At 70.9% G+C, this 18,021-nt stretch carries 17 protein-coding genes; 4 read left to right on the top strand and 13 right to left on the bottom strand.

From position 1 onward, the window contains the following. Positions 1-67 precede the first annotated feature (67 nt). On the top strand, positions 68-1,417 hold the full coding sequence (gene hemN, locus BLR95_RS07650) for an oxygen-independent coproporphyrinogen III oxidase (protein WP_092617861.1): 1,350 nt from the start codon (positions 68-70) through the stop codon (positions 1,415-1,417). A 96-nt stretch (positions 1,418-1,513) separates the two neighbouring features. Here hemN and BLR95_RS07645 read toward each other — a convergent pair whose 3' ends face one another. The 9 genes from BLR95_RS07645 to cobB form a co-directional block, all read right to left on the bottom strand. Next, positions 1,514-2,152 (bottom strand): nicotinate-nucleotide adenylyltransferase, encoded by a 639-nt coding sequence (locus BLR95_RS07645; RefSeq protein WP_092617858.1) that lies wholly within the window; start codon positions 2,150-2,152, stop codon positions 1,514-1,516. A 337-nt stretch (positions 2,153-2,489) separates the two neighbouring features. Then, positions 2,490-3,605: a methylated-DNA--[protein]-cysteine S-methyltransferase gene (locus tag BLR95_RS07640; RefSeq protein ID WP_092617855.1), complete on the bottom strand. Its 1,116-nt coding sequence runs from the start codon at positions 3,603-3,605 to the stop codon at positions 2,490-2,492. After that, positions 3,602-4,552: a DMT family transporter gene (locus BLR95_RS07635; protein WP_092617852.1), complete on the bottom strand. Its 951-nt coding sequence runs from the start codon at positions 4,550-4,552 to the stop codon at positions 3,602-3,604. The genes BLR95_RS07640 and BLR95_RS07635 overlap by 4 nt, the downstream gene beginning before the upstream one ends. A 60-nt stretch (positions 4,553-4,612) precedes the next feature. After that, complete coding sequence (locus tag BLR95_RS07630; protein WP_092617849.1) at positions 4,613-5,437, bottom strand: metal ABC transporter permease; 825 nt, start codon at positions 5,435-5,437, stop codon at positions 4,613-4,615. Continuing rightward, positions 5,430-6,233 (bottom strand): metal ABC transporter ATP-binding protein, encoded by an 804-nt coding sequence (locus BLR95_RS07625; RefSeq protein WP_092617846.1) that lies wholly within the window; start codon positions 6,231-6,233, stop codon positions 5,430-5,432. Before BLR95_RS07625 ends, BLR95_RS07630 begins: the two co-directional genes overlap by 8 nt. Further along, positions 6,230-7,246 carry a metal ABC transporter solute-binding protein, Zn/Mn family gene (locus BLR95_RS07620; RefSeq protein WP_092617843.1) on the bottom strand — a complete coding sequence of 339 codons (1,017 nt, stop codon included), beginning with the start codon at positions 7,244-7,246 and terminating at the stop codon, positions 6,230-6,232. The genes BLR95_RS07625 and BLR95_RS07620 overlap by 4 nt, the downstream gene beginning before the upstream one ends. An 89-nt stretch (positions 7,247-7,335) precedes the next feature. Further along, entirely contained in the window at positions 7,336-7,911 is a 576-nt protein-coding gene (locus tag BLR95_RS07615) for a D-sedoheptulose-7-phosphate isomerase (protein WP_092617840.1), read from the bottom strand. A gap of 690 nt (positions 7,912-8,601) precedes the next feature. Continuing rightward, positions 8,602-9,192 (bottom strand): uracil-DNA glycosylase family protein, encoded by a 591-nt coding sequence (locus BLR95_RS07610; protein WP_092617837.1) that lies wholly within the window; start codon positions 9,190-9,192, stop codon positions 8,602-8,604. Then, a complete protein-coding gene (gene cobB / locus BLR95_RS07605) occupies positions 9,179-9,922 on the bottom strand; it encodes a Sir2 family NAD+-dependent deacetylase (RefSeq protein WP_245689348.1) in 744 nt (247 codons plus the stop codon). The genes BLR95_RS07610 and cobB overlap by 14 nt, the downstream gene beginning before the upstream one ends. A 152-nt stretch (positions 9,923-10,074) precedes the next feature. Here cobB and BLR95_RS07600 point away from each other — a divergent pair, with 152 nt between their 5' ends. The 3 genes from BLR95_RS07600 to BLR95_RS07590 all read left to right on the top strand — a co-directional run bounded on the left by BLR95_RS07600 (position 10,075) and on the right by BLR95_RS07590 (position 12,162). Continuing rightward, entirely contained in the window at positions 10,075-10,551 is a 477-nt protein-coding gene (locus BLR95_RS07600; RefSeq protein ID WP_092617834.1) for a low molecular weight protein-tyrosine-phosphatase, read from the top strand. After that, positions 10,548-11,414, top strand: coding sequence for a fructosamine kinase family protein (locus BLR95_RS07595; RefSeq protein ID WP_092617832.1), 867 nt, complete (start codon positions 10,548-10,550; stop codon positions 11,412-11,414). Before BLR95_RS07600 ends, BLR95_RS07595 begins: the two co-directional genes overlap by 4 nt. Before the next feature lie 91 nt (positions 11,415-11,505). After that, positions 11,506-12,162 carry a class I SAM-dependent methyltransferase gene (locus tag BLR95_RS07590; RefSeq protein WP_092617829.1) on the top strand — a complete coding sequence of 219 codons (657 nt, stop codon included), beginning with the start codon at positions 11,506-11,508 and terminating at the stop codon, positions 12,160-12,162. On the opposite strand, the gene BLR95_RS07585 is transcribed toward BLR95_RS07590, so the two are convergent. The 4 genes from BLR95_RS07585 to infC all read right to left on the bottom strand — a co-directional run bounded on the left by BLR95_RS07585 (position 12,152) and on the right by infC (position 17,940). After that, positions 12,152-13,261 (bottom strand): YbfB/YjiJ family MFS transporter, encoded by a 1,110-nt coding sequence (locus BLR95_RS07585; protein ID WP_281241290.1) that lies wholly within the window; start codon positions 13,259-13,261, stop codon positions 12,152-12,154. The genes BLR95_RS07590 and BLR95_RS07585 overlap by 11 nt on opposite strands. A 71-nt stretch (positions 13,262-13,332) precedes the next feature. Then, positions 13,333-16,779, bottom strand: a complete 3,447-nt coding sequence (locus tag BLR95_RS07580) for a pyruvate carboxylase (RefSeq protein WP_092617823.1) — start codon at positions 16,777-16,779, stop codon at positions 13,333-13,335. Between the two features lie 135 nt (positions 16,780-16,914). After that, complete coding sequence (locus BLR95_RS07575) at positions 16,915-17,271, bottom strand: hypothetical protein (RefSeq protein ID WP_092617820.1); 357 nt, start codon at positions 17,269-17,271, stop codon at positions 16,915-16,917. A gap of 147 nt (positions 17,272-17,418) precedes the next feature. Next, a complete protein-coding gene (gene infC / locus BLR95_RS07570) occupies positions 17,419-17,940 on the bottom strand; it encodes a translation initiation factor IF-3 (RefSeq protein ID WP_092617817.1) in 522 nt (173 codons plus the stop codon). Positions 17,941-18,021 lie beyond the last annotated feature (81 nt).

Raw genomic sequence — 18,021 nt, 5'->3', positions numbered from 1 at the left:
ACCCCGGAGACGGAGCCGCCCGGCGCCCGACGGCATGACGAACCGGATAGGTGAGCGACCTCACGCCATGAGACGGGACCTGATCGACAAATACGACCTGCGCCTGCCGCGCTACACCAGCTACCCCACGGCGCCCCACTTCGGGCCGCAGGTGGGGGCCGAAACCTTCGGCGACTGGCTGTCGAACCTCGATTCGTCGCTGCCCTTGTCGCTGTACCTGCACATCGCCTATTGCGCCGAGATGTGCTGGTTCTGCGGCTGCCACACCAAGATCACCAAGCAGTACGCCCCGGTGGCCGACTACCTGGACGCCCTGCTGGCCGAGATCGACACGGTGGCCGAGGCGATTCCCGCCGGCATGACCACCCAGCACATCCACTTCGGCGGCGGCAGCCCGACCATCCTCAAGGCCGAGGATTTGAGCCGCCTGATCGGCCACCTGAAAAGCCGCTTCCCGCTGCGCGACAAGGCCGAGATCGCCGTCGAGCTGGACCCGCGCACGGCCGACGAGGCCTATGTGAAGGCGATGGCCGAGGCCGGCGTCACCCGGGCCAGCGTCGGCGTGCAGGACTTCAAGCCCGACGTCCAGGAAGCCATCCACCGCGTGCAGCCGCACGATCTGGTGGTCAACGTGATCGACTGGCTGCGCCGCTACGGCATCACCGACCTCAACATGGATCTGGTCTACGGCCTGCCCCACCAGACGGTGGACAGCGTGCGCGAGACCATCGACCGGGCGGTGGAACTGGGGCCCAAGCGGGTCTCGCTGTTCGGCTACGCCCACGTGCCGTGGATGCGCCGCCACCAGAAGATGATCCCCGAGGACACCCTGCCCGACATGGAAGAGCGCTGGCTGCAATACGAAGCCGCCCACCAGCGCTTCGCCGACCACGGCTACGTGGCCATCGGGCTCGACCACTTCGCCGCCCCGGATGACGAAATGGCCGTCGCCCTGAAGGAAGAGCGCCTGAACCGCAACTTCCAGGGCTACACCACCGACAGCGCCCCGGTGCTGATCGGCCTGGGCGCCTCGGGCATTTCCAGCCTGCCCCAGGGCTATGCCGTCAACGAGATGGACATCAACGCCTACAAGGCGACGGTGCGCGAGGGCAAGCTGGCCACCACCCGGGGCTTCGCCACCGACGACAACGACCGCCTGCGCCGCGACATCATCGAGCGGCTGATGTGCGATCTGTCGGTCGACCTCAATCAGGTCGGCGCGCCCTACGGCGTCTCGGCGGCCGACTTCGACAAGGAAGTGGCGGCGCTCAGCGATCTGGCGGCCGATGGCGTGGTGTCCATCGAGGACGGTCGCATCTCGGTCACCCACGACGGCCGCCCCCTGGTGCGCGCCGCGGCGGCGGTGTTCGACACCTATCTGGTCAAGGGCGAGCAGCGCCACTCCAAGGCCGTCTGAGGACACCGACCCAACGGACACGGATCAAGAGGGGGGCGCGTTGGCCCCCCTTTTTGTTGCCAGCTTTTTGCTGCCAACCTTTTCTCCGAACTGGACTCACCCCCCGGCGCTGCCGTGGCGGATGGCGGTGGCGGTGGCGTGGTGGCGGCGGATGGGCAGGAAGGCCCAGGCCGGGGCCGCCCGGTCGATCAACTGGCCGGCCCGGTGCGGCGGCAGGCGGCGGGCGGCGTAGGCCTGACCGGCCCGGCTGAGCAGGGCACGATGGGCGTGCGGGCCGCGATCGAAGACGGCCACCGGCAAGGTCTCGAGAATGTTCCGCCAGCGGTGCCAGCGGTGGAACTGGGCCAGGTTGTCGGCCCCCATCAGCCACACGAAGCGGGCCCGGGGAAAGCGCCGGGTCAGGGCCTTCAGGGTTTCCGCCGTCTGCACCGTGCCCAGGTGGGTTTCCAGGTCGGTGACCACCAGCCGCGGATGATCGGCCACCGCCCGCGCGGCGGCCAGACGGTGGTCCAGCGGCAGGGTGCCATCGGGCGCCTTCAGCGGATTCTGCGGCGTGACCAGCCACCACACGGCGTCCAGACGCAGGCGCTTCAGGGCGATCAGGCTGATGTGCCGGTGGCCGTCGTGGGCCGGATTGAACGAGCCGCCGAGAATGCCGATGCGCCCCTGGCGGCCATCGCCGAACGGCGCCGGCCGGGCCACGCCCCGGCGGCCGGACAAGGTGTGCTGCGACATGGATGGGAACTACCCGAAACAGAGCCGACTGGACCCAACCTAAACGCCGCCACGGCCGGGGGGAAGGGCCTCATACCAACCGGCGATGAGGAGGACTCATCGCGGTTTGGTATTAGTTGGGGGCTTTGCCCCCAAACCCCCACCGGGGAATCAGGGCTTCCCCGGACCCCTCCATTCGTTGGTGATCAAACGCTACCTCCGAGCGGAACGCCCGGGGTTTTTGGTTGCAGGCCAGCTTCGCTGGCCTTTCGAAAACAACCAGGGAGTGGCCGCGCGGTCGGAGATCAATGAATGAATGGAGGGGGGCCGGGGGAGCCCCTGGCTCCCCCGGTTGGTATCAATCCTCGCCCGCTGGCACCTCGCCGGCCTCGCGGGCCAGCAGGGCCCGCTTGCGCGCCATCCCCCAGCGGTAGCCGGCCAGGGCCCCGGAGCCCCGGATCACCCGGTGGCAGGGCACCACCACGGCCAGCCGGTTGTCGGCCACCGCCCCGGCCACGGCGCGGGCGGCGCCGGGATGGTCGAGGGCGGCGGCCAGCTCGCCATAGCTGACGGTCCGCCCGGGCGGCAGGGCGCGCAGGGCCTGCCAGACCTTTTCCTGGAAGACGGTGCCCCGGATGTCCAGCGGCAGCTCGACGGCCGGCCCGGGCGCCCCCTCGACGCAGGCGACCACGGCGGCCAGCCAGTCGTCCAGCGCCGCGCCCAGTTCGGAGCCGGGGTCGGAGCCGGGGTCGGAGCCGGTGCCGGGGCCGGGAGCGGGGCGGGCATCGGGAAAACGGGCCGCGAGCACCGCCGCCGGGTCCCGTCCGTCGAGGAACTCGACCAGACAGACCCCGGCCGGGCTGGCCGCCACCACGATCTCGCCCAGGCTGGTCGGGGCGGTGGCCAGGGACAGCGTCTCGCCGGCCATCCCGGCGCGCTGGCGACGTGGTGGCGGGCCGTGGTGCTCGGCATAGGCCCGCGCGGCGCTGCCATAGCCGGCCTGATGGATGGCCTCGGTCACCGTGCGCGCCGTCCCCAGGCCGTCGCGCAGGCGCTGCTTGCGCACCGCCATGGCGAAGCGTTTCGGGGTCAGCCCGACCTGGGCCTTGAAGACCCGCCGGAAGCGCTCGGGACTGAGCCCGGCGGCGGCGGCCAGCTCGGCCAGCGGCGGCTCGACCTCGGCGGCGCGGATGGTGGCGCAGGCGGCGGCGATGGCGGCGGCGTGGGGCAAGGCCTCGCCCAGCTCCGGCCGGCAGCGCTTGCAGGGCCTGAAGCCGGCCGCCTCGGCCGCCGCCGGGGTGTCGAAAAAGCGCACGTTCTCCCGCCGGGCCCGCCGGGCCGAGCAACTGGGCCGGCAATAGACCCCGGTGGTGACGACGGCGAAGACAAACCGCCCGTCGGCCGCCGGGTCGCGCGCACACATCGCCCGCCAACGATCCTCGGGGGTGTCGGTTGTGACCGGAGGCGGGCTCATCGGGCGGCTCCCGGGCGCGACAGACGGCCGAGCAGGCGGCCCGGCAGGCGCCCGTCGAGGATTATCAGGCCGCCGCCGATCAGCGCCATGCCGGCCAGATGGCGGCCCAGCACCACCTCGCCCAGCACCCCGACGCCGAGCAGCAGGGCGCTGACCGGGATCAGCAGGGTGACCAGCAGCAGGTTGGTCGCCCCGGCGGTGGCCAGCAGGCGGAAGTAGAGAAGATAGGCCAGCGCCGTCGACAGGCTGGCCAGCCCGACCAGGGCCCCCCAGGTGGCCGGCCCGGGCAGGGCCAGGGTCCACGGCCGGTCGACCACCAGCATGACCGGCAACAGCAGGGCGCTGGAGGCGACCACCTGCCCGGTCGCGGTGACCAGGGGGCTGATCCCCAGGGTGCGGAAGCGGCGCCCGAAAACCCCGGCGCAGGCGTAGGACAGGGCGCCCCCCAGCACCGCCAGGGCGGCCAGCGCCGCCCCCTCGCCGCCGGCGCCGGAGGCCCCACCGACCAGCACGGCAACGCCCCCCAGGCCGACCGCGACGCCGAGCAGACGGCCCGGGGTCGCCTTCTCGTCGGCGGTGAACAGATGGGCCACCAGCACCGTGAACAGCGGCGTGGTGGCGTTGAGGATGGCGGCAACACCGGAAGCCAGACTGGTCTGCCCCCAGACAATCAGGCTGAACGGCAGCGCGTTGTTGAGCAGCCCCATGATCAGGAAGGCGCCCCACAGGCGGGCCTCGCCGGGCAGCCGCACCCCGCGCAGGCGCAGCACGGCGAGCAGGATCAGGGCGGCCAGCAGGACCCGCCCGACCACCACGCTGAACGGCGGCAATTCGCGCACCGCCACCTCGTTGAAGAAAAACGAGCCGCCCCACAGCAGCGACAGGCCGAACAGCAGGGCCCATTGGGCCGGGGTCATGTGGCGGTCGATGGCGGCGGGGCGGGGCATGGGGGCGTCACCTGATGATTGATCCGATGACCGTCAGCGTGGCACCGCCGGGCGCCGGGTTCATCCCGTTTCCGGTCGCGCAATTCGCTTTCGGCGGGGCAGCAGTTCGGCCACCGCCACGCTGGCCACCGCCACCGCGATGATCGCCGCGCCCGAGGTCAGATCAAGCCAGAAGGCCAGCCCCAGACCGATCAGACAGAAGGCGAAGGCCCACAGGCTGGCCAGCACCATCATGCCGGCCAGCGAGCCGGCGTGGCGCTCGGCCAGATGGGCCGGGGTGGTCAACAGGGCAATCACCAGGACCAGCCCGATGGCCGGCACGGCGGTCATCACCGCCAGCGCGATCAGCCCCAGCAGCAACAGGTGCAGGGCGCCCACCGGCAGGCCCCGGGTGTGGGCGAACTCGCGGTCCAGCGACAGGGCCAGCAGCGGGCGGTAGAACAGCCCGACCAGTCCGACCAGCAGGGCGACCAGCAGGGCCATGGTCGACAGGGTGTCCGGCCCGACGGTCAGGATGGAGCCGAACAGATAGCTCATCAGATCGACGTTGTAGCCCTCTGTAAGGTCGAGCAGCAGCACCCCGAAGGCCATGCCGCCGGCCCACAGCAGGCCGACCGTGACATCCATCCGCTCGTCACGCCGCCGGCTGAGCAGCCCGGCGGCCAGCGCCGCCAGCACCGAGAAACCGGCCGCCGTGGGCAGCACCGGCCAGCCAGCGAAGAAGGCCAGCCCGACCCCGCCATAGCCGGCATGGGCGACGCCGCCGGCCAGGAAGGTCATGCGGTTGACCACCACCAGGGCGCCCATCACCCCGCAGGCGATGCTGACCAGAAAGGCCGCCGCCAGGGCTCGCTGGACGAAGGGATAGGCTAGCAGGTCAAGCACCGGCGGAGTCCCCGTGTCGCCGCCCCAGGGTCGGCTGGCGCTCGACCAGATGGTGGATGAAACTGTCCATCGGGCAGTCGTGGCGGTGCAGGCCGTAGATCAACTCCAGCATCTCCTGGTCGAGCCGCGGCTCGGGGCGGAACAGCACCCGCCGGTTGACCGCCGCCACCGCCGTGATGTGGGGCACGGTCACCGTCAGGTCGTGCGAGATGAGAACCACCGTGCGCCGCTCGGCCAGACCGTCGAGCAGGTCGACGATGCAGCTCTTGCCGGCCGGATCGATGTTGGCGGTCGGCTCGTCGAGGATCAGAAGCTCGGGATCGCCGACCAGGGCGCGGGCAATCAGCACCCGCTGGCGCTGGCCGCCGGACAGCTCGGCCACCGGACGGTCGGCCAGATCGGCCAGCTCCACCGCCTCCAGGGCCTCAAGCGCCCGCCGCCGCCGCCCGGCCGCATCGCCCCCCTTAAGCCAGCCGGCCAGCCCGGCCGGCAGGGCGCCCAGGGCAACCAGATCGACCACCTTGACCGGAAAGCCCTGGGTCAGGGTCATGAACTGGGGCACGTAGCCGATCCGCCCGGCCGCCTTCCTGGGGTCGCGCCCGGCCACCAGGACCCGGCCCGAGGTCGGGGTCAGGCGGCCCATGGCGAGGCGGGCCAGGGTGGTCTTGCCGGCGCCGTTGGGCCCCAGCACGCCGAGCAGGGCGCCGGCCGGCAGGGAGAAGCTCACCCCCTCCAGCACCGGCGCCCCGTTGTAGGCGAAGCAGACGTCCTCGAACTGGAGCGCTGGCGGGCTCATTGCGCCGGGCCGAGCGCCTTGGCGAAGGCATCGCCGGCGGCCTTCAGCGTCGCCGGCCAGTCGGGGTCGAGCGGGTCCAGGGCGACCACCGAGATCCCCAGGTCGCCGGCAATGGCCTCGGCGGCGCGTTGCGAGAACTGGGCCTGCACGAAGACCGCCGACACCCGGTGGTCGCGCGCCGTGTCGATCACCTGGGCCAGCTCGCGCGGGCTGGGCTCGTTGCCGTGCACCTCGATCGGCAGCTGGTGCAGGCCGTAAAGGTCGGCGAAGTAGCCCCAGGCGGGGTGGAAGACCATGAAGGTGGGCCGCTCGATGCCGGCCAGCGACTCGGCCACCGCCTGATCGACCGCCCCGATGGTCGCCACCGCCTCGGTCAGATTGGCCCTGAGGGCGGGCGCGGCCTGGGGACGGGCGGTGCTCAGCGACTCGAACACCGTGGCCGCCATCAGCCGCATGGCCGCCGGCGACAGCCAGACGTGGGGGTCGGGCTGGCCGACCACATGCTGGTGGTCGCCATGGTCGATGACGGTGCCCTGGTCGTGGTCCGCGTGGTCCTCGTGCTCGTGATCACCCTCGTGTTCGTCCGCATGCTCGTCGTGATCGTGCGCGTCGTGATCGTGCTCGTCATGCGCCGCCGGCAGGCCGTCGATGGGCCGGCGCTTGACGTCCCTGGCCATGTCGATCACCGCCAGACCGGGCGCCGCGTCGTGCAGGCGGGGCAGCCATGCCGCCTCGAACGGCACACCGATGGAGAAGTAGAGGTCGGCCGCCTCAAGGGCGCGCATCTGACCCGGCTTGGGCTCGTAGGTGGCCGGCGAGGCGCCGGGCGGCACCATCACCGTGACCGTCACCGCATCACCCCCCACCGCCTCGACCAGCCACTTCTGGGGCAGGATCGACACCACCACCGACAGCGGCTCGGCGGCCCGCGCCGGCAGCGCCAGCAGGCTGAACGACAGAAACAGGGCAAGGGCGGCGAAACGCCCCAACGCCCGGCGCGAAAAAGATGTCATGGCTTGGCTTCCCTGCGCGTGAAAGGGGAGAAGAACAGCAGATGTGCCAGATATAGGTCGCCCCACCGGCCGCTCAAGCAATCCCCTGCTCAACCGCCCGCCAGATCAGCCTCCAGCCGGTCGCACAGGACATGGTACAGCACCAGATGAACCTGCTGGATGGCCGCCGTGTCACGCGCCGGCACGGCCAACAGCACATCAGCCAACGACGCCAGTCGGCCACCGCCTTCGCCGGTCAACGCCACCGTCGCCAGCCCCCCAGCCCGCGCCGCCTCGAAAGCCGCCACCACGTTGGCCGAATTGCCACTGGTCGACAACCCGATCACCACCCCACCCGGACGCCCATAGGCCTCCACCTCACGCGCCAGGGCCGAGGCATAGCCCACGTCATTGGACCACGCCGTCAGGGTCGCCGGGTTGGCCCCCAAGGCGATCACCGGCAGCCCCTGACGGTCGCGCCGGAAACGAGCCGTCAACTCACCGGCCAGATGCAGCGCATCAGCCATCGATCCACCATTGCCACAGACCAGCACCGGCAGACGCTGCCCCAAGGCCACGTTGCACAGCGCATGCGCCTTCTCCATCGCCGCCAACAACGCCCCGTCCTCGCGGCAACGGGTCAGCAACTGCGCGGCGGCGGCAAAAGCCTGGTCAAGAGTCGACATGAAACAACGCCCCTGGAGTAAATCCCTCCCGCCTGTCTAAACGCCGCCCCACCCTCCGGCAAGCACCGCCTGCGCACGCCGTCGATGAACGGGAGCGTTGTCCCCGCCCCCCCCGCGCCAGCAGACGGGGGCTTTGCCCCCGAACCCCCACCGGGGGACCGAAGGCGGCCCCCCGGACCCCCGCCATTTCATTGGCGCGGAACGCAAACGCCGAAACAGGCTCGGATGGTGGTTGGGTGCAGGCCAGCTTCGCTGGCCTGCGAAACAACCAATAAAAGGGGGCGCTGTCGGCGCGACACGCTCCTCGGTGAAGGGCTTTTGGTTACGCGGGCCAGCAGACGGGGGCTTTGCCCCCAAACCCCCACCGGGGGACCGAAGGCGGTCCCCCGGACCCCCGCCATTTCGTTGGCGCGGGACGCAAACGCCGAAACAAGCTCGGATGGTGGTTGGGTGCAGGCCAGCTTCGCTGGTCTGCGAAACAACCAAAAGCAGGGGACGCTGTCGGTGCAACGCGCTCCTCGGTGGAGGGTTTTTTTGTTTTCGCGGGCCAGCGAAGCTGGCCCGCAACCAACCCCACTCGCTTCCAACTCAGTTGCCGGCGTTCAACACCAACGAAATGGCGGGGTCCGGGGAGGCCCAGCCTCCCCGGCGGGGTATGGGGCAGCGCCCCATCCAGCGGCCGCCACGCGGCTACGCCGTCAACAGTTGCGCAAGGTGGCGGCGCAGGGCTGGCAGCAGGTCGGTTTCAAACCAGGGGTGGTGTTTCAGCCAGGCATTGTTGCGCCAGCTTGGGTGGGGCAGCGGCCACAGGGTGGGGGCGAGGTCGGCGAAGGCGCGCACGGTGTCGGTCATGGAGCTTCTGGAGTGGAGATGGAAGCGTTGGGCGTGGCTGCCGACCAGCAGGGTGGTGTCGAGGTTGGGCAGGGCGGCGCGGGCCCTGGCCTGCCACAGGGGCGCGCATTCGGGGCGTGGCGGGGCGTCGGCGCGGCCCTGGGTGCCGGGGTAACACAGGCCCATGGGGACGATGGCGACGCGGCTTTCATCGTAGAAGGTTTGTGGGCTCAGGCCGAGCCAGGCGCGCAGGCGTTGGCCGGAGGGGTCGTTCCACGGGATGCCGGTCTCGTGCACCCGCCGCCCCGGGGCCTGGCCGACGATCAGCAGGCGGGCGCTGGACGAGCCCTTGAGCACCGGGCGCGGCGCGTGGGGCAGATGGGGCGCGCAGGCGGTGCAGGCCCGGGCCTCGGCGGCGAGGCGGGCGAAGGGGTCGTCAGCCGGGGGCATCCGAAAGCCCGGCGAGCAGGCGTTCGACGTAGGCCGGCACCACCTGGCTGGCCGGGCCGTGGATGGTTTCGGCGAACAGGCTGGCTCCCTGGCTGGGTTCCAGGTTCAGCTCCACGCTGTGGGCCCGGCCCAGGCTGCGCACCATGTGCACGAAGCCGGCCGCCGGATAGACGTTGCCCGAGGTGCCGATGGACAGGAACAGGCTGCAGGCCGACAGGGCGGCGTCGATCTCTTCCATGTGAAGGGGGATCTCGCCGAACCAGACGATATGCGGGCGCAGGGTGCCGACCCGGGCGCAGGCCGGGCAGGCGGTGCTCACCTCGAGGTCGCCGGGCCATTCGAGCACCGCGTCACAGGCGGTGCAGCGGACCTTGGTCAACTCGCCGTGCATGTGCAGAAGGTGGGTGGTGCCGGCCCGTTCGTGCAGGTTGTCGATGTTCTGGGTGACCACCAGCACCGGGTGGGGCCATTCCGCCTCCAGTTTGGCCAGGGCCAGATGGCCGGGGTTGGGGGCAAGGTCGGGCTCGGCCAGTTGCCGGCGCCGGGCGTTGTAGAAGGCGTGCACCTTGGCCGGGTCGCGGGCGAAGCCTTCCGGTGTGGCCACCTCTTCCAGGCTGTGGCGGGCCCAGATGCCGTCCTTGTCGCGGAAGGTGTCGAGCCCCGACTCCTTGCTGATGCCGGCGCCGGTGAGGATGACGATGGGTCCGGGGGTGGGCAGCTCAGAGGACACGCCGGGCGGCTCCTGGTCAGGTGGGGAGGATGGGGGGGCAGGATAGGTCGGGGAGGCGGGCCAGTTCAAACCCCCAATCGGGCGCCGGCCTTTCGGGGGCCGGGGCGGGGTGCTATAACCGGGCGCAGTCCGTCCGTTGCGCCGCCGGGGCCATGATCCGCGTTCTTTTCGTCTGCACCGGGAACATCTGCCGCTCGCCGACCGCCGAGGGGGTGTTCCGTCACCAGTTGGCGGCCGCCGGGCGGACCGACGAAATCGCGTGCGATTCGGCCGGCACCACCGCCTTCCATGTCGGCGAACCGCCCGACCCACGGACCCGCGCCGCCGCCGCCCGGCGCGGCTACCGGCTGGACGACATCCGGGCGCGGCGGCTGGAGGCGGCCGATTTCAGCCGCTTCGATGTGATGCTGGCGATGGATCGCGGCCACCTTCGGGAGATGCGCGCCATGGCCCCGCCCGGCGCCACCGCCCGCCTGGGGCTGTTCCTGGACCACGCGCGCCGCCATTCGGGCGACGTCGGCGACCCCTACTACGGCGGGCCGGACGGCTTCGAAACGGTGCTCGACATGATCGAGGACGGCGCCCAGGGTCTGCTCGCCGACCTGCTGGCCGCCCCCCCGACATCATGACCGCGCGCCACGCGCTCCTGGACCAACTGGTCGAGGCCAGCACCGGGGCCCGGGTGGTCCGCCAGTGGCCGCTGGCCGACGGCTGCGTGGGCCGCGTGGTCGGCCTGGAGTTGTCGGACGGCGAACGGCTGGTCGCCAAGACCGCCGACGGCCCGGCCGGCGGCCTGAAGCTGGAAGGTTTCATGCTGGGCTACCTCAAGCGCCATTCGCGCCTGCCGGTGCCCCGGGTGCTGCACGCCGACGACCATCTGCTGCTGATGGAAATGCTGCACGGCGGCGGCCGGCTGGACGGCGAGAGCCAGCGTCAGGCGGCGGAGATCGTGGCCCATCTGCACGGCGTGACCGGCCCGGCCTACGGCTTCGAGCGCGACACGGTGATCGGCGGCCTGCCCCAGCCCAACCCGTGGAGCGACGACTGGGTGGGCTTCTTCGCCGACCATCGCCTGCGCCACATGGCCGAGGCAGCGCGCCGCGAAGGGCAACTGCCGGGTCACCTGGCCGACCGGGTGGACAAACTGGCCGCCACCCTGGGCCGCTGGATCGACGCCCCGGCCGCCCCGGCGCTGATCCACGGCGATTTGTGGACCGGCAACGTGCTGGTCGACCAGGGGCGGATCAGCGGCTTCGTCGACCCGGCCATCTATTACGCCGACCCGGAGATCGAGCTGGCCTTTTCCACCCTGTTCGGCACCTTCGGCCAGCCCTTCTTCGAGCGCTACCAGGAAATCCGCCCGCTTTCGCCGGGCTTTTTCGAGGCCCGCCGCGACCTCTATAATCTCTATCCCCTGCTGGTCCACGTCCGCCTGTTCGGCGGCGGCTATGTGAACAGCGTCGCCCGCCTGCTTGAGCGCTTCGGCGCCTAGAGCCGAGAGCAGATCGTGCGAAATCTGAAGCGCTCCGCGATTCACATTTCGCACGATCTGCTCTAAGCCCCCCACCAGTGAACCCCGGACCGTGACCCAGAGCCCCGAGACTCCCGAAGCGACCAAACCCCGCGATCCCCTGGGCCCGGTGGCCCGCATCTTCGACAACGGCGCGCGCATGAAAGGCGCCCGCCCCGAGGGTTGCGGCTGGACCTCGACCGAGGCGGTGCACACCCGCTTCGAGCAACTGGCCCGGCTGTTCGAGGCGGCGCCCCAGGGCCGCGCCATCACCGTCAACGACCTGGGCTGTGGCTACGGCGCCCTGTTCAACTGGCTGGAGCGGCGGCTCGACCCGCCGCTGGCCGGCTATCGGGGCTACGACATCTCCGACGGCATGATCGCCCTGGCCCGCCAGTCAATCCACGACCCCCGGGCCACCTTCGTGCAGGCCGACCGCCCCGACCGGCCGGCCGACTTCGGGCTGGTCAGCGGCACCTTCAACCTGATGGGCGACACCCCGCGCGGCGAGTGGGAGGCGATGATCCGCCACAGCCTGACCCAACTGGCCCAGAGCAGCCGTTACGGCATCGCCTTCAACCTGCTGCGCGCCGACGGGCCGAAGCTGACCGGCCGCCTGTACACCGCCGACCCCGCCGACTGGGTGCGCTTCGCCACCCGCCTGGGGCGGAAGGTGCATCTGCTCACCGACTACCTGCCCGAGGATTTCACGGTGCTGGTCAGGCGCTGAGGCGGTCCGCAAGCGCCGCCAGCAGGAGCACCACCACCGCCAGCGCCAGGGCGCCGGCGGCGACGGCGAACAGGGGCAGCGAACTGCCCGCCGCCACATAGAGGGTGGCCATGGCGTAGGCCGCCAGCGCCTGACAGAGGGCGAAGCCGGCGGTGGCCAGCCCCCAGGCCCGGCGGTGCGGGCCCAGGCCGACCACCTCGGCCAGCCGCCCGGAGACCAGGGCCACCACCCCCGGGACCAGCGCCCCGACCAGGAACGACGAAGCCCCAAGCCCCCACGGCGTGGCAACCAGCAGGGGCAGCCCGACGGCCAGCGCCTTGACCGAAAGGGCGAGCACCAGGGCCCGTTGCCAGCCCACCGTCTGGGCGGCCAGCCCGGCGGCGAAGGGGCCGACGATGCCGCCCACCCCGAACAGCGCCCAGTAGACGCCGGCGGCCGCACCCTGCCCGGCCTCGCGGGCCAGATAGTCGACCCAGAACACGGTGTGCGGCACGAAGCCCACGGCATCCAGCCCATAGGCCAGCAGCACCGCGCCGAAGGCCAGCCCGTGGCCCGGCGGGATCAGCCTGTCGACGTCCTGGCGCGGCGCGGCGGCGGTCTCCGGCGGCACCAGATGGCGCCAGCACAGATAGGCCGGGATCAGGCCGAGCAGGCTCATGGCCAGCCAGCCGGCGGACAGGCTCCATTGCACCAGGGGCGGCACGATCAACGCCGAGGCGACGATGCCGACGCCGATGCTGCTGAAGATCAGGGTCGAGCCGAAGCGCCGCCGCTCGGCCGGCAGCCCGGCCAGCACCGCCGAGGGCGCGACGACCATCAGAAGCGCCCCGGCCACCCCGGCGACCAACCGCCAGCCGGAGACCCACAGGGCCGGCGCCGGGCCGGCGCAACAGGCGAAGCTGAGCAGCACGGCGAGCAGGCTGAGCCGCACCACCCGCCGCGCCCCGAAGCGCCGCGCCGCCCAGGGGGCGGTCAGCGCGCCGATCAGGTAGCCCAACAGGTTGGCGGCGCCGATGTAGGCGCCTTCGGCCTCGCTGACCCAGCCGGCCTCGATGATCGCCGGCAGCAGGGCGGCATAGGCGAAACGCCCCAGGCCGATGGCGACCAGGGTCGCCCCGGCCCCGCCGGCGATCAGCCGCCAGGGCGCGGGGATGGCGGCGGGCGCCGGGCTCAGTCGGTCAGCTCCAGCAGCAGGTCCTTGGCGTCGACCTGGGTGCCGGCCGGGGTGACCACACGGGCCACCGTGCCGTCGCGCTCGGCATTGAGGGCGGTTTCCATCTTCATCGCCTCGATGGTCAGCAACAGATCACCGGCCCGCACCTTCTGCCCCTCCTTGACCGCCACCGAGGCGATCAGCCCCGGCATGGGGGCGGCCACGTGGCCCGGATTGGCGGGATCGGCCTTGGGATGCTTGGGGGCGTGCTCGACCGCCTTGCGGTCCGCCACCTTGGCGGTGCGCGGCTGGCCGTTGAGCTCGAAGAAGACCTTCACGTGGCCGGCCTCGTCGGCCGCCCCGAAGGCCTGGCAGCGGATGTTCAGGGTCTTGCCCGGCTCCAGCTCGACGGCGATCTCCTGGCCCGGCTCCATGCCGTAGAAGAAGACCGGGGTGGGCAACACCTCGACCGGTCCGTTGTCGCGGTGGTGGGCGGCGTAGTCGAGGAACACCTTGGGGTACATCAGGTAGCTCTCGAACTCGACGTCGCTGATCGCCCGCTCGGCCTTGGTCTCGGCCTCGGCGCGCAGGGCGGCGAGATCGGCCGGCGGCACCACCGAACCGGGGCGCACGGTGATCGGCGGCTGATCCTTCAGCACCTTCTTCTGCAGCGCCTTGGGCCAGCCGCCGGGGGGTTGGCCGAGATCGCCGCGCATCATCTGGACCACCGAATCGGGGAAGCTGATGTCGCGCTCGGGGTCTTCCACGTCGGCCCGGGTCAGGCCGGCCGAGATCATCGACAGCGCCATGTCGCCGACCACCTTGGAGGACGGCGTCACCTTCACGATGTCGCCGAACATCTGGTTGACCTCGGCATAGGCCCGGGCCACCTCGTGCCAGCGTTCCTCCAGGCCCATGGCGCGGGCCTGTTCGCGCAGGTTGGTGAACTGGCCGCCCGGCATCTCGTGCAGATAGACCTCGGAAGCGCCGAACCTCAGGTCGGCCTCGAAGGCGGCGTACTGCTTGCGGACCATCTCCCAGTAGTCGGAGAAGCGGCGGATGGTCGCCGGATCGAGCCCGCTGTCGCGCGGCCCGCCGCGCAGGGCCTCGACCAGCGAGCCCAGGTTGGGCTGGCTGGTCAGCCCGGACAGGCTGTCCATGGCGGCGTCGAAGGCATCGACCCCGGACTCCACGGCGGCCAGCACGGTGGCGGCGGCGATGCCGCTGGTGTCGTGGGTGTGGAAGTGCACCGGCAGCCCGGTCTCGGCCTTCAGCGCCGGGATCAACTGGCGCGCCGCCGCCGGCTTGAGCAGGCCGGCCATGTCCTTGAGGCCGATGATGTGCACCCCGGCCGCCTTCAGCTCGCCGGCCATGCGCACGTAGTAGTCGAGGTCGTACTTGGGCCGCCGGGGGTCCAGCATGTCGCCGGTGTAGCAGATGGTGCCCTCCAGCAGCTTGCCCGAGGCGAGCACGGCGTCCATGGCGACGCGCATGTTCTCGACCCAGTTCAGGCTGTCGAAGACGCGGAAGACGTCCACCCCCTCGGCGGCGGCGCGGGCGACGAAGCCTTGCACCACGTTGTCGGCGTAGTTGGTGTAGCCCACCCCGTTGGCGCCGCGCAGCAGCATCTGGAACAGCACGTTGGGAATGCGCCGGCGCAGCTCGGCCAGCCGCCCCCAGGGGCATTCCTTCAAGAAGCGCATGGCCACGTCGAAGGTGGCGCCGCCCCAGCACTCCAGGCTGAACAGCCCGGGCATGTGGTGGGCGTAGGCGTCGGCCACCTGGACCATGTCGAAGCCGCGCATGCGGGTGGCGAGCAGCGACTGGTGGGCGTCGCGCATGGTGGTGTCGGTGACGAGCACCTTGTCCTGGGCCAGCATCCAGTCGCGCAGGCCCTCGGGCCCCAGACGATCGAGCAGGGTGCGGGTGCCCTGCGGCGGGGTGCCGGCGGGAACCTCGGGCGCCTTGGGGGTGGGGTGGGGCGCCGGGCGGGCGCGGCCGGCGACCTCCGGATTGCCGTTGATCGACACATCGGCGATGAAGTTCAGAAGGCGGGTCGCCCGGTCGCGCCGCTTGGTCACCTGGAACAGCTCGGGCGTCTGGTCGATGAAGCGGGTCGAATAGTCGGCCGCCTGGAAGGCCGGGTGGTTGATCAGGTTCTCGACGAAGACCAGGTTGGTCGCCACGCCGCGGATGCGGAACTCGCGCAGCGCCCGGTCCATGCGGGCGATGGCCTCTTCCGGGGTCGGCGCCCAGGCGGTGACCTTTTCCAGCAGGCTGTCATAGTAGCGGGTGATGACGGCGCCCGAATAGGCGGTGCCGCCGTCCAGCCGGATGCCGAAGCCGGTCGCCCCGCGATAGGCGGTGATGCGCCCGTAGTCGGGGATGAAGTTGGCCTCCGGGTCCTCGGTGGTGATGCGGCACTGAAGGGCGTGGCCATTGAGGCGGATGTCCGGCTGGGCGGGCACCCCGGTCTCCGCCACCTCGCCGATGCGCCCGCCGGCGGCGATGCGGATCTGCGCCTTGACGATGTCGATGCCGGTCACTTCCTCGCTGACCGTGTGCTCGACCTGGATGCGCGGGTTGACCTCGATGAAGTAGAAGGCGCCGCTGTCGCGGTCCATCAGGAACTCGGCCGTGCCGGCGTTCACGTAGGCGGCGGCGCGGGCCAGCTTGAGGGCGCTGTCGCACAGCTCGGCCCGGGCGGCGGCGTCCAGGTAGGGCGCCGGGGCGCGCTCGACCACCTTCTGGTTGCGCCGCTGCACGGTGCAGTCCCGCTCGTACAGATGCACCACGGTGCCGTGGTGGTCGCCCAGAAGCTGGACCTCCACGTGGCGGGCCCGGCGGACCAGCTTTTCCAGATAGACCTCGCCGTTGCCGAAGGCGGCCTCGGCCTCGCGGCGCCCGGCGGTGACCTCGCGGGCCAGCGCGTCCGGCCCCTCGATGATGCGCATGCCGCGCCCGCCGCCACCCCACGAGGCCTTCAGCATCAAGGGGTAGCCCACGTCCTCGGCGAGGCGCGCCACCTCGTCCATGTCCTCGGGCAGGGGGCCGGTGGCCGGCATCACCGGGGTGCCGGCCTGCTCGGCCAATCGGCGGGCCGAGACCTTGTTGCCCAGCGCCCGCATGACCTCCGGCGGCGGCCCGATGAAGACCAGCCCGGCGGCGGCGCAGGCCTCGGCGAACTCGGGATTTTCCGACAGGAAGCCATAGCCCGGATGAACCGCCTGACAGCCCGATTCGGTGGCCACGCGGATCATTTCCTCAACCGACAGGTAGGCCTTCACCGGCCCCAGGTGGGCCCCGATCAGATAGCTCTCGTCGGCCTTGAAGCGGTGCAGGGAGAGCTTGTCCTCCTCCGCGTAGACGGCAACCGTGCGGATGCCCAGCTCGTTGGCGGCGCGCATCACCCGGATGGCGATCTCGCCCCGGTTGGCGACCAGGATCTTGGAAAAATGCTGCATGGCTGTCTCAAGGTCTCTCGGAAGGGGCCAAGGGAAAGGGCCAGGGGAAAGGTTTTGCTGGCTTTTCTTGGGACGCCGTCAGGGAGCGGCACCCGCGTTACGTGTCTTGGGCGCTGTCAGGGAGCGGCACCCGCGTTACGGGCGGCGGCGCAGCAGGCGGTCCACCTCCTGCTGGCTGAGGCCGGGCCTGGGCTTGCCGGAAGCGCCGTCGGCGTCGGCCGGCGGCGGGGGGATGGTGACGTCAAGCTCGCGGGCCAGATGTTTCAGAAGGTTGCCCACCTTGCGCAGGCGCTGGCCCGTGATGTCCTGGAAGCCGCAGGCCTCCATGATGCCTTCGACGCGCAGCCGCTCGGCCTCGCCGGGCTGGCGCTCGACCAGCAACTCGGCCAGACCGAGGATGCGGTTGGCCGCCCGCTCCTGTTCCGCCACCGCCTGCTCAAGCTGGCGGATGGCGGCGGTCAGGGCGACGTCGGCCGGAATGCGCGGTGGCATGGCGGTGACCCCGTGGCGAACCGGGTGGCGAACCGGGTGGCGAACCGGAAACGGGCCGACTGACGACAGGCGCACGGCTCCCCTTGGTGGGTGCGCCAGCCGTCGGCGTCTCGGCCAGGAACAGCCGGCCGCGCCGGGCCTTGACCCTTAACGCGGAGCCATGACCATGACCATCTGGCGCCCCTCCATCTTGGGGTGCTGCTCGACCTTGGCGCTTTCGACGAACTGCTCCTGAACCTTCATCAGAAGCTGGAAGCCCAGGTCCTGGTGGGCCATTTCGCGGCCCCGGAAGCGCAGCGTCACCTTCACCTTGTCGCCGTCCTCGAGGAAGCGCTGAAGACTGCGCATCTTCACCTCGTAGTCGTGACGCTCGATGTTGGGCCTGAGCTTGACTTCCTTGACCTCGATTACCTTCTGCTTCTTCTTGGCTTCGTTCTTCTTCTTCTGCTGTTCGTATTTGAACTTGCCGAAGTCGAGAATCTTGCAGACGGGCGGATCGGCATTGGGCGCCACTTCCACCAGATCGAGTCCGACCTGATCGGCCCGCTCCAGGGCCTGGGAAATGGACACCACACCCAACTGTTCGCCGTCCTCGGCGACGAGACGAACCTGGGGGACCGAAATCTGGTCGTTGACGCGCGGTCCATCTTTGGACGGCGGCGTCTGCATCGGTGGCCTAGCTATGAACACCCTCCTTTGACTGCATTTTCAGGGATGACGCGGGAAAGCACAGCGCCCACCCCGCCTCTG

Origin of the sequence: Roseospirillum parvum, from assembly GCF_900100455.1 — a bacterium.
Lineage (GTDB): Bacteria > Pseudomonadota > Alphaproteobacteria > Rhodospirillales > Rhodospirillaceae > Roseospirillum > Roseospirillum parvum.
Note: the sequence above shows the minus strand (reverse complement) of the source record. Positions and strands in the feature narration are given on the sequence as shown.

What these genes read in the sequence shown, in the direction of transcription:
- BLR95_RS07610 (WP_092617837.1), bottom strand. Translation starts at nt 9,192, where the DNA reads ATGCCCCCGGCTGACGACCCCTTCGCCCGCCTCGCCGCCGAGGCCCGG.
- hemN (WP_092617861.1), top strand. Translation starts at nt 68, where the DNA reads ATGAGACGGGACCTGATCGACAAATACGACCTGCGCCTGCCGCGCTAC.
- infC (WP_092617817.1), bottom strand. Translation starts at nt 17,940, where the DNA reads ATGCAGACGCCGCCGTCCAAAGATGGACCGCGCGTCAACGACCAGATT.
- BLR95_RS07580 (WP_092617823.1), bottom strand. Translation starts at nt 16,779, where the DNA reads ATGCAGCATTTTTCCAAGATCCTGGTCGCCAACCGGGGCGAGATCGCC.
- BLR95_RS07645 (WP_092617858.1), bottom strand. Translation starts at nt 2,152, where the DNA reads ATGTCGCAGCACACCTTGTCCGGCCGCCGGGGCGTGGCCCGGCCGGCG.
- BLR95_RS07635 (WP_092617852.1), bottom strand. Translation starts at nt 4,552, where the DNA reads ATGCCCCGCCCCGCCGCCATCGACCGCCACATGACCCCGGCCCAATGG.
- BLR95_RS07600 (WP_092617834.1), top strand. Translation starts at nt 10,075, where the DNA reads ATGATCCGCGTTCTTTTCGTCTGCACCGGGAACATCTGCCGCTCGCCG.
- BLR95_RS07640 (WP_092617855.1), bottom strand. Translation starts at nt 3,605, where the DNA reads ATGAGCCCGCCTCCGGTCACAACCGACACCCCCGAGGATCGTTGGCGG.
- BLR95_RS07615 (WP_092617840.1), bottom strand. Translation starts at nt 7,911, where the DNA reads ATGTCGACTCTTGACCAGGCTTTTGCCGCCGCCGCGCAGTTGCTGACC.
- BLR95_RS07625 (WP_092617846.1), bottom strand. Translation starts at nt 6,233, where the DNA reads ATGAGCCCGCCAGCGCTCCAGTTCGAGGACGTCTGCTTCGCCTACAAC.
- BLR95_RS07620 (WP_092617843.1), bottom strand. Translation starts at nt 7,246, where the DNA reads ATGACATCTTTTTCGCGCCGGGCGTTGGGGCGTTTCGCCGCCCTTGCC.
- BLR95_RS07575 (WP_092617820.1), bottom strand. Translation starts at nt 17,271, where the DNA reads ATGCCACCGCGCATTCCGGCCGACGTCGCCCTGACCGCCGCCATCCGC.
- BLR95_RS07595 (WP_092617832.1), top strand. Translation starts at nt 10,548, where the DNA reads ATGACCGCGCGCCACGCGCTCCTGGACCAACTGGTCGAGGCCAGCACC.